Origin of the sequence: Dialister sp., assembly GCF_036343215.1 — a bacterium.
Classification (GTDB): Bacteria; Bacillota; Negativicutes; order Veillonellales; family Dialisteraceae; genus Dialister.
Map to the genome: position 1 here is coordinate 1 of NZ_JAZASU010000039.1, position 15,681 is coordinate 15,681.

The window sequence follows — 15,681 nt, forward strand, 5'->3', positions numbered from 1 at the left end:
CAACCTTGTAAACGGGAAAGCTGTACAGCAGAAAACCTTTTACATGTAAGCATCCCCGCTTTTCCATCATCCCGGGTATTGATGGACTTGGGCGGTTCTGCTTTGGCCTTTTCGGTTTTCCATGGGTATAGTAGCAAAAAATGCGATTTGTATCATTAGAATTTTATTAAACTTTCGCCTTTTGGAAAATCTTTGGGATTTGTAATGGCATTTCGCCTGAGAAGCTGTACATTGGGGTTAACGGGTAATCGGCCCGGGATTTCTGAAATAATCCCCGATCCCCCGGCACTCCCGATTCCACTGCTTTTGAAAGAGAAAGTTCTTGATTTCCGGATAAAAAAATGGGCGCCCTGTGAATTCGGCGCCCACTTTTCACTTTTCACTGACCACTTGACCAGGCCATTTCCATTTCAAAGGAAAGTCAGGTTTCTGAAACGAATCAGTTCATCCCGCAGGCTTCATGGAGCTTGTCCAGGAAGAATTTTACATTGTCCGTGAGGTTCGGTCCTTCTGTCTGGAGGGCTCCGCCTACGAGGAAAATGGTATCCGGTCCATAGACCTGGTACATCTGTTTAAAGAGCTGCCAGCGCATGCCGCCGGAAGGTACGGGGAAGCTGGGGCGGAGGTAAGCCATCTTTTCCATGGTGCCTTCGCAGATTTTCTGGCAGGTATCGGTGGAGAAGGAGAAGCGTCCTCCAAAGCTTGTGAAAATGACAGCATCGGCGCCGGCAAGGCGGGAAAGCTGTCCGTAATAGCAGAAAGGAGAAATACCGGAATTTTCATCCAGCACGAGAGAGCCGGAGAAGCAGGGGTGGAGGAAAATCGGCAGGTTGAAATCAGGGTCTTTTGCCAGGTCGCGGATCATGGTAAACCCGGTAATGGCTGGAGCTGCCATAATGCCATCAGCGCCGATTTCTTTTGCCTTGTAGGCCCGGTCCAGGAACTGGAGTCCGTCGGCGGTACAGTTGGCGATATACATGGATTTCTTTCCGGTCTGTTCTTTGGCATCAGCCAGGGCCATGACGCACTGGAGCACTCTTTCTTCAAACCGGGCATAGCTCTGATTCATAAGGCTGTGATCATCTTTGATAATCGGGCAGCCGCCAAGGGCCAGGTCATACACCATTTGGGAGAGTTCCTTCGGAGTCCGTCCCAGCGGTTTGATGGCAGACATGAGAATGGGTCCTCTCGGCACACCGCAGAGATCCCGGAGGCCTACACGGCCAAATCTCGGTCCGGGATAATTGTCATACATGCCTTCCGGCAGTTCGAAGCTCATGAGTTTCACGCCGGGCTGAAGGCTTGTATTTCCAAAGAGCATATTGAGAAGTTCTGCCATTTCATCGCCTACGGCTTCGGGATCATAGGAAATGGTGGCATAGTAGGCGCCCGGTTCCGGTGCTTTTTTGATTTCTTCCACCTGCCCCACAATGGATTCCCCAATGGGAGTGCCCTTCACCAGTTCATAGGGGCATTCCACCGTCTGTTCCACGGCAATATCGAAAGCCAGCTTCTTTGCCTCCTCATAATCGGAAGCCACGATGCGGTAAGTAGCGGTAAAACGGGAAGATACCTTCAAATCTTCACTGAGTTCTGCAAAAAGTTCACTCTGAAAAAATGGAATATCACTCATATTTCTATCCTTTCACTATAGCTTTTGTATAACTGGAGAGCACAACATGAAATAAAACTTTTGTGCCTGCAGTTATCAGTTATCAGTTTTTGGTTTCTTAAGTGCCGGCAAACCGGAAAGTAAATCAGTTGGCTTTCCTTCACTGAGAACTGTGAACTGATAACTGATAACTTTTATAACGTAAGCCGTTTTATATTTTTATAATTATGGCAGCGTTTGATTTCATTCTTCATGGGTCTCCCTGTAAGGATTTCCTTCATGGCCTGCGGTATCATCAGAGAGCCAGTAGAGCGGACGGTTTCTTGTTTCCTCAAAAACATGGCCCAGGTATTCACCAATAATGCCAAGGCACATCAGGTTCAGTCCGCCAAAGATGGAAATCAGGATGGTCATGGTTGCCCAGCCCGGTACGGCTTCTCCCATGAGAACGCACCAGAGCACATGGAGAATGACCAGGAATCCTGCAAAGCCTGCCAGAAGACCGATGTAGAAAGCCATGCGGAGAGGGACCGTGGAATTTGTAATGATGCCGTCCATGGCAAAATGAAGCATTTTTTTCATGGAAAATTTGGAAACACCCGCATGACGGGCAGGGGCGGTGAATTCGATGCTGGTCTGTCTGAAGCCCAGACCGCCCACGATTCCCCGGATGAAACGGGAATGTTCGCGGAATTTCAGGAACGCATTGAGGGCTTTCCGGTCCATGAGCCGGAAATCAGAGCCCCCCGGGACCACGGGAGAATTGGAAATGGAATTAATCACCGCATAGTAACCGGAAGAAGTCAGTTTCTTCACAAATCCTGCATCTTCCGTAGCAGTCCGGATGGTCTGCACGATGTCGTACCCTTCCTGCCACTTTTCGATGAGTTTCGGAATCAGGGCAGGCGGATGCTGCATATCTCCATCCATGGTAATCACTGCATCTCCCCGGGCAAAATCCATACCGCAGGTGATGGCGATCTGATGGCCGAAATTCCGGGCAAAAGTGAGGGCCCGTACATGAGGATCATGGGAAGCAAGCTGATGAATGAGAAGGTCCGTCTTATCCCTGGAACCATCATTGACATAAATCAGTTCATAGTCCATTCCCTGTTTTTCCATGACTTTTGTTACTTCGTCATGGAAGAAGACCACATTATCTTCTTCATTGTATACGGGTGTCACGATTGAAATCATATATAATCCTCCCAGATTGGCTCTGTGCCAATGTATATTATAGCACATATGCAGGCGGCGGACCGCATTGATTAAAGATTGGCAGTCAGCTGTCAATCAGTCTGACCATTGGCTTTCGCTATCATAACTTTGGAAAGTGCATTTCCTTTGAAGGATTTCTAAACTTTTCTTAAATCAAAAAAGGGCCCGGGCCCCTTTTCTGCATCTGAAATTTTTATTTCTTGTCAATAGCCTGGGGAACGACGTCTTTATTTCCCTGCTCTCTGGCCTCCTTCAGGGCGATCCGGTAATCCCTTCCTGCTGCAGGAGATTCATTACTCCGGGCTTCCGCGGCAAAAGCTGTATTTCCCAGGGTCAGGATTCCTGTGCCCAGGGCCAGAATGGAGAGTGTATAGAGAAGGTGTTTCTTCAGGTTTCTCATAATCATAGACTCCTTTTTGAAGCAAATTTCATGATTTTCGTCTATTTCAGTGTATGTTAAAAGCAGCAGATCCAAATGGTCAGTTTTGATTGAATATTTTCAATTTACTGAAAGGCTGCAATGGATACCATCTCTATCTCTCACAGCTCCCGCCTGGAATCTGCTGCCTGTTAAAAGTCCATATTTCTTTCAAGTCAGATCAGATCTGGTGCCAGGTGATGCCGTCTTCGTCTTCCTTGTTTCTTCCGTTGTCCGGCTTGCCTTTCTTTGCATCCCTTTCTCTGAATTCCGGATGCTGTTCATAATACTTTTCTTCCCAGGGTTTCAGCTTGCGCTGTGGTCCCTGCTGCTCGACTTTCTGGTCATCCTTTTTCTGCTTTTTAAGGGCTTTTTCCTTCTTGAGAGCTTCCTTCTGTGCTTTCTTTTCTCTCTTCAGGGCTTCTTTCTGCGCCTTCTTTTCGGCTTTGGTCAGCTTCTGCTGTTCCTGTTTGACCTGGTTACCCTGATCAGCAGCGGAAACAGGCTGGGCATAGAATACGCCGCCGGAAAGAGTCAGGGCAGTCAGGGCTGCAATCACAAGGGTATTTAATTTCTTCATAAAATTTCCTCACTTTCTGCGGTCTTACGCAAAACATTCTATGCCTATTATACCAAATTGACCGTCAGTATAGATGAATTATTTATTTCCTTCTGTCTGATTTTCCTGTGAACGATTCATTCCCGGTCCCTGATGGTGACCATCATTCGGTCCCATCATGGTTCCCTGATGATCTCTGCTGTCATCAGGCCTTTTCATCGGTCCCCGGCGGTCCCGGTCATCTCTCGAATCCCTTTTAAATTCTTCCCGGTCCCGGCGGTCATCTTTCCTGCTGTTTCCTTTATCCTTTCGGAAATTTTCCATAATCCTCGGACCATTTTCGCTCATCCAGTGATGGTAGGCGGTAAGGTCATTCGTGAGGAAAGAAAAGATTCCGACCACCAGGCAGATGATGGAAAGGGAAATACTGATGATAATCTTTTTCATGAATCAGCACCATCCTTCCCGCCTTTGCCGGTGAGCCTGCTTTCGATGGCCAGGGCTCCTTCCCTTGCGATGAAGTAAATGGAAAGGGCGGAGAAAAGTCCAAAACCTCCTGCGCTCATGAGAGTCAGAGTGCTGAATCTCGGCAGCGGCGGCATACCATGGAAAGGAGTGAAATTGGCAGAAAGAAGGGCAATGACCAGAGCTGTGGCCGCTAAAATGATGACTCCTGTAAGAATTCCTGCTGCGGTTAAAAGTTTGGCTGTCAGTTTTGCCGTAGTTTCTGCGGCTTCCGGAAGATGGGGACTTACCCCGTCCCAGGCTTTTTCTGCTTTTTCCTGAGCCGTTTTTGCTGCGCTTACCGCCGTATCCTTCAGGGTATCGGATTTTTCATCGACCACCCCTTCGGACTGATAGGATTCATAAATATCTTTCGGGCTTCCCAGTTCTCTGGCGATTTCCTCTTCGGAAAGGCCCTGTTTCTTGCCTTCTTCAAAATGAGCTTCATAGTCGGAAAGGATTTCTTCCACTTCCGATTTCCTTGCATTCCGGAAATAGTACCGGAGCAGGTCTAAGAATTCTGTCTTATTCATGGAGATCGCCTCCTTCGGCTAAAATTTTTTTGACGGCCTTATTGAATTCCGTCCATTCTTTCAATGATTCTGTAAATTCTTCTCTACCCGTATCGGTGATGCGGTAGTACTTTCTCGGGGGACCATTGTGGGATTCTGCCAGGTACGTGGCTACGAGGCCGTCTTTCTTGAACCGGTTCAGGAGCGGGTAGATCGTCCCTTCCGACATTTCGATATATCTGGAAATATCGGTCACCAGTTCGTAGCCATAGTAGTCTTTCCTTCTGAGCATCGACAGAACCACGATCTCCATGACGCCTTTCTTCAGCTGGATATTCATGGCACGTCCTTTCTTCTGTGAAAATATATGAAAGAAATCTGTGGGAATTGACCACTGGTTGATTTCTGCTGGTAACAATATATCACAAAGTACTTTGTATTGCAAGGTACTAAATTAAATTTCATAGAAACTTTTGAGACAATCGTTTTAGTCAACTGTCATGAATCGTTCTTCGTGATTCGTTGTTCGTTCTTCGTGAAGGATATGGGGCTGTCCGAACCAATCATATAGTGTGCTGCGCGCACGATCTTCAAGCCGCAAAAGAAGAAGAAGGGAGGGAGCATTCCCATTTAAAGCTTCTGACCTCCGTCTGTGCAAAATTCCCATAAAAAATAGCGCCCCATCAGGGGCGCCACATTCACGAACAACGAAGAACGAAAAACGAAAAACGATTCAGACAATGACACAATCCATCAAATCAGGCCTGAGAGGAAAGCTTCACGATATTTCCATTCACGGAAGTATCTTTCTTCTCCAGAGATGCATATTTCCTCTTGTCCACTTCATTTCTCCAGCGGAGGAAGGTGGAAATCACGAAAGCCAGGGCCAGCATGCCGGCAAAAAGATGAAGGGTAGCAGAGTAGCCGCCGGTATTTTCCTTCATGAACGCAAGGATAAGAGGACCTGCCACGCCGGCAATGCCCCAGGCGGTCAGAATGGAACCATGAATGGAAGCCAGCTGCCGGACACCGAAAATATCGGAAAGGAAGGCCGGCATGCAGGAGAATCCGCCTCCATAGCAGGAAATGATGAGCAGAACCAGTGCCTGGAAAATGAGGCCTTCCGTAGTCATGGAAAGCTGGTAGAAAGCCCATACTTCAACGGCAAAGAAAACCATGTAAGTCACACCGCGGCCGATCCAGTCAGAAATCGTGGACCATACGATACGGCCCGCACCATTTACAATCCCGATAATTCCTACGAGAGAGGCTGCTTCAATCGGAGTCATTCCGATGACTTCCTGGGCCATGGGAGAAGCTACGGCAAGAAGTCCGATGCCGCAGGTAATATTGGTGAAGAAAATCCACCAGAGAGCATACCATTTCCAGGTATGCATCGCTTCTTTCCGGGTCATCTGGGGGCCCACCACGGTGCGTTTATGGCCTTTGGCCGCTTCTTTGCGAAGTACTTCTTCCAGCATCATGGGAATTTCGCCCTTTCTCGGCGGACGGAGATAGGATGCGGAAATGGAAATAATCAGGGCATAGACAATACCGACCACCAGGAAATTGGTGACAAGACCGTAATTATCGGTGAGGAAACGCATGAGAGGTCCTGCCACAAGAGCCGCAAAACCAAAACCCATGATAGCCAGGCCTGTCGCAAAACCCCGGTGCCGGGGGAACCATTTCACAAGGGTGGAAACAGGGGTGATATACCCGGTCCCAAGACCGATCCCTCCGATGCAGCCATAGAAAATATAGAGAAGAGCTGCCGAATGGAGATGAATAGCCAGCGCCGTCCCCAGAAGGCCGGTACCAAAGAAAGCGGCAGAAACAAGGCCGGACCGGGATGGTCCCAGTCTTTCCACGATGCTGCCCAGAAAACCGGCAGACATCCCCAGAAAGAGAATGGCAATAGAAAAAGCCCAGGTCGTTTCGGAAAGGGTAAGTCCCATTGTTTCCATCACCGGTTTCGTCAATACGCTCCATGCATAGACACTGCCGATACAAATGTGAACTCCGACTGCTGCCAGGGCAATCAACCATCGATTTTTCTTCATTTTCGAATCCCTCCACAAAGCCATGCTTTAAATGAAGGGAAACCGAGAGACGCAAAGACCGCCTGTTCAGGTTTCCCTGCCCAGACGGTCGGCCGAATCAGGAATCCCCGGTCCATGTGGTCAATTCCACAAATCCGTCAGTCCCGGGGGTCCTTTCAATTGTGCATTCACTATATCATGGAAATAGAGCTGGTGTCAAGAAAAAGTTTTTATAAAGTTTATCAATATATTGTGGTATAGAAAGATTCTTGTATACAAGATGAAGGCTATAGCTAATGGGTAATAGGTATCAGTTATCAGTTCGCAGAGGCCGTAATGCCATAAGTCGCGGGAAACTGAGCATTGGGGTTAATGGGGTTTCATCCGCGGACTTTCCGGTCATTCTTGTGGAAAAACTGTACATTGGGGTTAATGGAATCCGTCCACCTGACTTTCTTGCTATTCATTTGGGCAGCTGCACATTGAGGTTAATGGTTAATGACACCTATCGCAGCGTCAATATCCTCCCTGCCCCCTTGAGGAAGCTCCCGCCGCAGGCGGGGAAAGAAGTGTACTACCGGTATGCGGAAAATGTTGAAAAATAATCACCAATTGGAGTCAAACCATATACATGCCCGATGAGAGCCGAAGGCTCCATAAAAAACTGCGGCCAAAGGCCGCCACCTTCCCGACAGCCCCGACACTCCCGACAGTCTCGACACCCCCGATTCAAAAGTTTTCCCGCCTGCAGTTTCCCTTAAAAATCTTCGACTTCCCTTTCATGCTGTTCGAGAGCCGAAGGCTCCATAAAAAACTGCGGCCAAAGGCCGCCACCTTCACGAAGAACGAATCACGAATCACGAAGAACGATTCAGAAAAATGTACACTCTATTCCATTTCCCAGGAATGACACAGTATAGTATAATAAGAATAAAAGTTCGATGCCAGAATGGAGGCTTTTATGGATATCTGGGACAAGCTCAATGATCGTCAGAAAGAAGCAGTAACCACCACGGAAGGATATGTGCGGGTCATTGCGGGAGCCGGGTCGGGGAAGACCCGGGCCCTTTCTTACCGGTTTGCCTACCTGGTGGAGGAGCTGGGGATCCTTCCCGGCCACATTCTCTGCGTCACTTTCACGAATAAATCGGCCCGGGAAATGGCACGCCGCATCCATCAGCTCACGGGAGACGATGATACGGGCTATATCAATACGTTCCACGGATTCTGCGTTTCCGTGCTCCAGGAAGACAGCCATGCCGTATCCTACCCGAAAAATTTCCTGGTCATCGACAATTCTGATATCGATGACATGCTCCAGATGATTTATGAAGAAATGGGCCTCACCCTCCGGGACATGCCCTTCAACAAAGCCCGGGACATGATTGAAATGAAAAAATGCGTATGGCAGCCGGACTATTACAAAGACATGATCGCCATGCCCCTTTCGGTGCTCTATGAAAAGTACCACAAAGCCCTCACCGTGGAAGACGTCATTTTCTATGGCTACCTTTATCAGGAAAAGAAATGCTTTGCCCTGGACTATAACGATCTCATCAAATTCACCCTCTATATTTTTGAACAGAATGAAGAAATCAGACTGAAGTGGCAGAAGCGGCTGGAATACATCATGATCGATGAATTTCAGGATATCGATCCCCTCCAGTACAAACTGATGAAAGTCCTCTGCGGTTATCATCACAATCTTTTCGTGGTAGGCGACCCGGACCAGACCATTTATACCTGGCGGGGCGCGGATATCCGGTATCTTCTTCACTTTCACCGGGAATTTCCAAAGGTGAAGACCATCTTCATGAATGACAATTACCGGTCCACCCCGGAAATTCTTGATGCCGCCAATTCCCTCATCGATAAAAACGAAGCCCGCATGAAAAAGGACCTGATTTCCCATCAGGAAAAGGGCCCCGCCGTCACCTGTTTCCCCTGTGCCAATGCGGGAGAAGAGGCGAAGCGTATTTCTGAGGAAATCAAAAAACTTCACGAAGCAGGCACCCCCTACGGAGATATTTCCCTCCTCTACCGGGCCCATTACGTGACCCGGAATCTGGAAGAAGCGCTCCTCAAGGCAAAGGTCCCCTATACCATTTACAGCGGCACCCAGTTTTTTGACAGAATGGAAATCAAGGATGCCCTCTGCTACCTCCGGATGATTGCCTACAAAGATGACATGGCCTTCCGGCGCATCGTGAACCAGCCGAAAAGAAATATAGGCCGGACCCGCATGGAATTCCTCCAGCAGAAGGCAAAGGAAGAAAATCTCTCCCTCTATGAAACCCTGCAGAAATATATAGATGACCCCGTCTTCAAGCGAACAAAGGCCGGAGATTTCATCGAACTCATCGAATATTTCACCAAAGACAGCGTAGGCCGTCAGGTTTCCGAAGTCCTTTCCGCCATCCTGGACGAAAGCGGCTACGAAAAAATGCTCCGCACTGAAGGGAGCCAGGAAAGGCTGGACAATCTGGCAGAGCTGAAGCAGTCCATTTTTGAATACGAAACCACGGCCGGTGAAGAAACTTCCATTTCCGATTACCTCGAACACGCCGCCCTTTTCTCCAATATGGACCGCTCGCCGGGGGAAGACCGGGTCAAACTCATGACCATCCATACCGCCAAAGGTCTGGAATTTCCGGTAGTTTTCCTCTGCGCCATGAATGAAGGCATTTTCCCTTCCCGAAGGACAAAGACAAAACGGGCCATGGAAGAAGAGAGGCGCCTCGCCTTTGTCGCCCTCACCAGGGCACAGAAACGGCTCTACCTCACCGAAGCGGAAGGAACCAATCTGGACGGCACGCCCCGTTTCCCCTCCCGGTTCATTATGGATATAGACAGGAAATACCTCTCTTTTGACCCCGCCATCAATGAATCCCTCTACAAAGCAGGAAAAGCCTACGTAGACAGGACCGCCCAATACCTCAAAGACGATGAAGCGCCCTCCCATTTTGAAAAAGGCACCAGGGTGCGCCACCCCGTTTTCGGCCCGGGGACCATTGAAAACGTGGATGAAAGCGGAAACTCCTACTCCATCCGATTCGACAATATGAATACCACAAGAGACATCGCCTTCCGGGCAAGACTCTCGAAATTGTGAGAATAGCCGTTAGCAGTCAGTAATTAAAGAATGTGGGCCTGCATCAGAAATGACGCAGGCCCTTTTATATTGTATCTCTTCCAAAAGCTGAAAGTTCACAAGGAAACTCTATGCTTTCAAAGCTTTTGTTTCGGGGATATCGGGAATCATTTCGGGATTCCCGGGGCTATCGGGAAGGTCCGGCGCATCAGTAAATGAGCGCCGCAGAGTTTTATCTTCTATCATCATCGCAAGGCAGCATACAGAAGACGAGGTTAAAATATGAATTGGCGGACTTTATAAATTTTACGTCCGCCACCTTCCCTAATCCCCAAGCCCTAATCCCCAATTCCTCCTGCCCTGATAAGGCCAAACCAATCGGAAGCCAAAGGCCCCATATAAACTTGCGGCCAAAGGCCGCCACCTTCCCGCGCCCCGCATCCCGCACCCCGCACCCCGATAAACTGCACATTGAAGTTACTGGTTATCATGCCATTTGAGGATCGTCCCCATAAATACTCGTGCCGCGAAAGCGGCACACCTTCCCGAAATCCGAAATCCCAAGTCCGAAATCCGCTCTTTGGAACGTTTTCCATATTTCCAGAAAAATGAACGTCCTCCATCCTTGCCATGCCCCTTAAATCATGATATAGTAAACATATTATTGACCACAGGAGGAAGCCATGTCGTTCGAACGAGTGAAAGCATATTTTGAAACTTTTGGTATGGGCGATTGCTGCATCGACCTGAAAGATTCTTCAGCCACCGTAACGCTCGCAGCCCGGGCGCTGGGAACGGAAGAAGCCCGGATTGCAAAGACCATGTCTTTCCTCATCGATGACAAACCCCTGATTATCGTGGTAGCCGGAGATGCCAGGATTGATAACCACAAATATAAAGAAACTTTCCACAAAAAGGCAAAAATGATTCCCGGCGCAGACTGCGAAAAATACATCGGACACCGTCCCGGAGGAGTCTGCCCCTTCTGCCTGCCCGAAGGCACTCCCGTCTATCTGGACGTATCCCTGAAACGGTTCGATATCGTCTATCCTGCAGCCGGCACCGATCACAGTGCCGTGAGACTTCATGTAGAGGAACTGGCAAAATATGCAAAGTCCCTGGGCTGGGTAGATGTCTGCAAGAACTGGCAGACCGAAGAATAATTTCCCCTATTTCCACGGAGACAAAGAATGATCGTTGAACAATTCGGCGTAGAAGACTGGATGGACCGGTTCGAAGAAAACGCGACCTACAACATTACCGATACCTGTGCAAAGCCCCTGACGCTTCAGGAACTTTTCGACCTGGCCGGGGCCGACCGGAATGAATTCATGGAAAAATTCTTTCAGCGGGAACAGAGCTACGGCACCATTTGGGGCAGCGCTCTCGTAAAAGAAGAAATCGCAAAGCTCTATGACCATATTTCCCCGGAAAACATCCTCACCGAACACGGCGCTACCGGCGGAAACCAGCATATTTTCTTCTCCCTCATCCGTCCCGGAGACCGGGTCGTGGCCTTTACGCCAAGCTACCAGCAATTTTACTCCGCTCCCCGGTCCCTGGGCGCCCAGGTCACCGTGCTGCATCTGAAAAAAGAAAATCACTATATGCCGGATCTGGATGAACTCCGCCTGGCCTGTGCTCACGGAGTCAGAATGATTGCCCTGAACAATCCGAATAACCCCACGGGCTCCCTCATTTCGGAAGATATCATGAAAGAAATCGTGGAAATCGCCCGCGCATCCGGTGCCTATATTCTCTGCGATGAAGTGTATGCCGGTGTTTCCCAGGAAGATGAGGATACCTGCCCCTCCGTGGCCGACCTGTATGAAAAAGGAATTGCCACCGGTTCCATGTCCAAAGCCTTTTCTCTCGCCGGCCTTCGTCTCGGCTGGCTCGCGACCAGAGACAGACTGGCCCTCTCCCAGTTCAAACGGGTACGGGACTATGACCTTGTTTCCTGCGGACTTTTCGATGAAACCATTGCCGCCCTGGCCCTTCAGCATAAAGAAAAAATTCTGAAACGGAATCAGGAAATCGTCCGTCACAACCTGCCCATTCTGGAAGACTGGGTCAAAAACGAACCCCACGTATCCTTTGTGAAACCCAAAGCAGGGACTATGGCCCTCGTTTATTACGATATGTACATTCCCTCCCGCCTTTTCTGCCAGCGGATGTACTATGAAACAGGAGCCTTCAATGTGCCCGGAGACTGTTTCGACGAACCCCGCTCCATACGGGTCGGCTATGCCCACGATCCGGAAATCCTCAAAAAAGGACTCGCTGCGGTGAGCGAATTCTTCAAAATTCTGGAAAAAGAAGGAGTAGGAGTCGTTAACCGTTAGTTGTTCAGTTAGTTACCAGTTTTCAGTTCTCAGAATGAATACCATAGAAAGACCCGCTTCAGAAATGAAGCGGGCTTTTTAATAAGAAAATTGTCTGATTGATTCCCCAATACAGGCTTTTCACCCCGCCTGTGCAAAGTCCCCATAAAAAACAGCGCCCCATCAGGGGCTCCACCTTCCCGAACCCCGCACCCCGAAATCTCGATATTGTCAAGACAGGGGCGTGCCGAGGTGAGGCTAACTCCCGAAAACCGAATGTGACTCTACTCGCAGTAACTGCCAAAAGACTCATACCTTCAAGATTCATTTTCCTCTTGTATCTGCAGTACGACCCACCCGCCTTCGCTGCGCTCAGGCACCCTCCCAAGCCTGGGAGGGCTTTTACGTTTCGACTTGAGTGATCTCTACCATATGATTCCGGGAAGCGCCTGGCACTCATTTATCTCTGAACGGGCTTTTCAACCCCGCCTGTGCAAAGTCCCAATAAATAAGCGGCGGCGCATCAGCGCCGCCACCTTCACGAATCACGAACCACGAATCACGAAACTTCGAAATAGACAATATCGGGGCTCGCCGTGGTGAGGCTGACTCACGAATACCGTATGTGACTCAGGCCAAAGTAACTACCCAAAAACTCAAAGCCTCAGATTTTCTTCAGATCCTCATCGATAATCCTTGCTTTCAGGTCCTGCAGTTTTGGCGAGAGATTGATTTCCATGGCATGAGGCATGTAAAGTCTTGTGTATTCCGGCCAGAGGAGCTCCATCTGTTTATTGGCGTAATCCATCGTTTCCCCAAGCGTCGGAAGTTCGACGGCTTTACCATTCAGGATGACGGGCTTCAGCATTTCTTTGACTGTATAAGTCCCTTCTTCCAGAGTCTTTTTGCGCCATTTGGCCGCTTCGGTGACAAGGGTGAAATTGCCGGAGGGCACCGGTTCATCTTTCAGGCAGACGAGATCGGTAATCATCTTGCCCGTTTTCTTTTTATAGAAACGGTAAACTGTCTTGATGCCGGGGTTTGTCATCTTGCTGACGTCATTGGAAATTTTCATCACCGGTTCGAAGGTTCCATCCTTTTCGCGGGCACTCATTTTGAATACCCCGCCCAGGGCAGAAGTGCCGTCAGCCGTAATGATTTTTGTCCCTACGCCCCAGCTGGTGACGGTGCAGCCCTGTTCTTTCAGTGTCTGGATCAGGTATTCATCCAGATCATTGGAACCGGAAATAATGGCATCCGGGAAACCGGCTTCCGCAAACATGTGGGATGCTTCCTGGGAGAGGTAATTGAGATCCCCGCTGTCGATACGGATCCCGTATTTCTTCGGAAGCTTTCCTTTGGCCTTCAGTTCTTTGAATACCTGGATCGCATGGGGAACGCCCAGTTCCAGTACATTGTAGGTATCGGCCAGAAGGATCAGATTGTCATGGTACTGGCGCACATATTCTTCAAAAGCGTCCAGTTCATTTTCAAAGCTCATGACCCAGGAATGGGCCATGGTTCCGAGGACGGGAATATGGAAAAGTTTTCCTGCTTCCACATTGGAAGTGCCGTTGAAACCGCCAATCATGGCTGCCCGGGCACCCCAGAGTCCTGCGGAATGCCCCTGGGCCCGGCGAAGGCCAAATTCCATGAGCGCATCGTTTGGAGCCACGGTCCGAACGCGGCGGCATTTCGTGGCAATCAGGCTTTCATGGTTCATAATCATGGAAAGTCCGGTTTCCAGAATCATGGCTTCCACGGTCGTCCCTTCGAAACGGAGCAGCAGTTCTCCCGGGAAAGCCACGGTGCCTTCCGGCATGGCATAAATATTTCCTGTGAAATGGAAATTGGCAAGGTAATCCAGAAATTCCGGATAGAAAATGTTGAGACTCCGGAGGTAATCGATATCTTCTTTCGAATAGGTGAAATTCTTTACGAAATCCACCAGATGGGCCAAACCGGCTACGACGGTATAGCCGCCACTAAATGGATTCTGACGGTAAAAACGGTCAAATACCACCTTTCTCTCATGCATGCCCTTCTTGAAAAGCGCATTGGTCATGGTGAGCTGGTATAAATCGGTAATCAAACCATTCGCTGACATAATGTCCTCCCTTGATGATGATTCTATTTCATTGTCCGTTACTTACTGTCAAGACAATATATATGGGTATTATTATAACACGTCTTTATGGAAATAGTCAGGGTGAATTGGAGATTCAAAGCAAGACTGTTTTGAAAAAGATAACTTTAAAAGCCGGAAACTTTTGTCTCGGAAATATCGGGATTCGTTTCGGGGATATCGGGACTATCGGGGTGGTGCGGCGCAGCAGAAAAAAGCGGCAGCGTTTTATAATTTTTACACACGCCGACCCGCGCCATGTCCGTGTCGGCCCCATATATATTCGCCGCCCATCAGGGCGGCACCTTCCCGACAATCCCGACCATTCCCGGGATTCCCGACAATTCCCGGTACAAAAGTTTATCTTACTTACAGCTTCCTCCCCGCACCCTCAGCAGGTCGTCCTCTTGACACTCCCCTCAATCCTGTCTTTCAGCTGTACACTTCCGTCTTCCAGGGAGAAAACGGCCATTTCCTCTTCCGTAATGCCATAGAGGTCCCGGATATCGTCCCGGCAGGCTTTCCACATGGTGCGGACCATTTCGGAATCATCCGACTCGGAGAGTCTGCCGCGGATGGAAATCCAGGATTTATCCGGATGGAGAGCGGAAATTTCCACTCTCGGATTGACTTTGATTTCACGATAAAGCTCCGACGTTTTCCGCATGAAAAACCACAGTTTTCCCTCAGCCACGCAGACGCCGCTCATGGGACGCACCCGCGGGGTGAGTCCGGAAACGGTAGCCATATAAAAGACTTTACATTCCCTCAGGTATTCCAGAATTTTTTTCACGTCCAAAACAATCACTCCTTTGAAAACTAATTTTCCGATTGTTTCTTATCCTATTGTACAATGGATGACAAAGTTTGGGAAGAATGGAGATGGATTCCGCAAGAGTCCGGTTCTTGAAACGGAGTTTCATAGGCAGCTCTTTTTAAAAGTTTAATAAAATTCTAATGATACAAATCCCGTTTTTTGCTACTATACCGGTGGAGCGAATGAAAGGGCCCCTGAAGAAATCCCTCATCACCCGGATGTACACAATCGATCGAACCGGCGGAGAGATGGATTCAGATGATTTTCAGAAACTCCAATTACCGCGCGGTGAAATTTTTTCACAATATTTTACAACAGAACAAGTCCTCCTCAACCGAAAGGTCATGGAAATATCCGACCAATCAGCCACCCCGGCACCTTACTATGTCTCACGAGAAGCATACGCTCATTACGATTTCTGCTGCCGATTGATCAGTATGTCCCGGAATTCTGGGAACC

14 protein-coding genes and 1 riboswitch are annotated in these 15,681 nt (G+C 49.0%); of the genes, 4 read left to right on the top strand and 10 right to left on the bottom strand.

The annotated features are described in order from the left end of the window. Nucleotides 1-439 precede the first annotated feature (439 nt). The 8 genes from VZT47_RS06560 to VZT47_RS06595 all read right to left on the bottom strand — a co-directional run bounded on the left by VZT47_RS06560 (nt 440) and on the right by VZT47_RS06595 (nt 6,886). Nucleotides 440-1,633: a RuBisCO large subunit C-terminal-like domain-containing protein gene (locus VZT47_RS06560; RefSeq protein WP_330224174.1), complete on the bottom strand. Its 1,194-nt coding sequence runs from the start codon at nt 1,631-1,633 to the stop codon at nt 440-442. A 222-nt stretch (nt 1,634-1,855) separates the two neighbouring features. Continuing rightward, nucleotides 1,856-2,809: a glycosyltransferase family 2 protein gene (locus VZT47_RS06565; RefSeq protein WP_330224175.1), complete on the bottom strand. Its 954-nt coding sequence runs from the start codon at nt 2,807-2,809 to the stop codon at nt 1,856-1,858. A 214-nt stretch (nt 2,810-3,023) separates the two neighbouring features. Continuing rightward, on the bottom strand, nt 3,024-3,230 hold the full coding sequence (locus VZT47_RS06570) for a hypothetical protein (RefSeq protein ID WP_330224176.1): 207 nt from the start codon (nt 3,228-3,230) through the stop codon (nt 3,024-3,026). A 199-nt stretch (nt 3,231-3,429) separates the two neighbouring features. Next, on the bottom strand, nt 3,430-3,828 hold the full coding sequence (locus VZT47_RS06575) for a hypothetical protein (protein WP_330224177.1): 399 nt from the start codon (nt 3,826-3,828) through the stop codon (nt 3,430-3,432). A gap of 78 nt (nt 3,829-3,906) precedes the next feature. After that, nucleotides 3,907-4,254 (bottom strand): hypothetical protein, encoded by a 348-nt coding sequence (locus VZT47_RS06580; RefSeq protein ID WP_330224178.1) that lies wholly within the window; start codon nt 4,252-4,254, stop codon nt 3,907-3,909. Next, complete coding sequence (locus VZT47_RS06585; RefSeq protein ID WP_330224179.1) at nt 4,251-4,844, bottom strand: DUF1700 domain-containing protein; 594 nt, start codon at nt 4,842-4,844, stop codon at nt 4,251-4,253. Before VZT47_RS06585 ends, VZT47_RS06580 begins: the two co-directional genes overlap by 4 nt. Continuing rightward, the gene (locus tag VZT47_RS06590) at nt 4,837-5,163 is read right to left on the bottom strand and encodes a PadR family transcriptional regulator (RefSeq protein ID WP_330224180.1); all 327 of its coding nucleotides are present in this window, start codon (nt 5,161-5,163) and stop codon (nt 4,837-4,839) included. The genes VZT47_RS06585 and VZT47_RS06590 overlap by 8 nt, the downstream gene beginning before the upstream one ends. Before the next feature lie 418 nt (nt 5,164-5,581). Next, entirely contained in the window at nt 5,582-6,886 is a 1,305-nt protein-coding gene (locus tag VZT47_RS06595) for an L-lactate MFS transporter (protein ID WP_330224181.1), read from the bottom strand. A 71-nt stretch (nt 6,887-6,957) separates the two neighbouring features. Further along, nucleotides 6,958-7,041, bottom strand: a riboswitch (ZMP/ZTP riboswitch). Nucleotides 7,042-7,826: 785 nt separating this feature from the next. Between VZT47_RS06595 and VZT47_RS06600 the strand changes: the two genes are divergently transcribed. The 3 genes from VZT47_RS06600 (at nt 7,827) to VZT47_RS06610 (ending at nt 12,301) form a co-directional block, all read left to right on the top strand. Then, nucleotides 7,827-9,977, top strand: coding sequence for an ATP-dependent helicase (locus VZT47_RS06600; protein ID WP_330224182.1), 2,151 nt, complete (start codon nt 7,827-7,829; stop codon nt 9,975-9,977). Between the two features lie 662 nt (nt 9,978-10,639). Beyond that, nucleotides 10,640-11,119 carry a YbaK/EbsC family protein gene (locus VZT47_RS06605; protein WP_330224183.1) on the top strand — a complete coding sequence of 160 codons (480 nt, stop codon included), beginning with the start codon at nt 10,640-10,642 and terminating at the stop codon, nt 11,117-11,119. A gap of 27 nt (nt 11,120-11,146) precedes the next feature. Next, nucleotides 11,147-12,301, top strand: coding sequence for an aminotransferase (locus VZT47_RS06610; RefSeq protein ID WP_330224184.1), 1,155 nt, complete (start codon nt 11,147-11,149; stop codon nt 12,299-12,301). Nucleotides 12,302-12,944: 643 nt separating this feature from the next. Here the strand turns inward: VZT47_RS06610 and VZT47_RS06615 are convergent. Both VZT47_RS06615 and VZT47_RS06620 read right to left on the bottom strand, forming a co-directional pair. Further along, the gene (locus tag VZT47_RS06615; RefSeq protein WP_330224185.1) at nt 12,945-14,387 is read right to left on the bottom strand and encodes a nicotinate phosphoribosyltransferase; all 1,443 of its coding nucleotides are present in this window, start codon (nt 14,385-14,387) and stop codon (nt 12,945-12,947) included. 409 nt (nt 14,388-14,796) lie between these two features. Beyond that, entirely contained in the window at nt 14,797-15,198 is a 402-nt protein-coding gene (locus VZT47_RS06620; RefSeq protein ID WP_330224187.1) for a pyridoxamine 5'-phosphate oxidase family protein, read from the bottom strand. A 272-nt stretch (nt 15,199-15,470) separates the two neighbouring features. Here VZT47_RS06620 and VZT47_RS06625 point away from each other — a divergent pair. Next, the coding region (locus VZT47_RS06625) for a hypothetical protein (RefSeq protein WP_330224186.1) at nt 15,471-15,681 on the top strand (211 nt) is incomplete at its 3' end.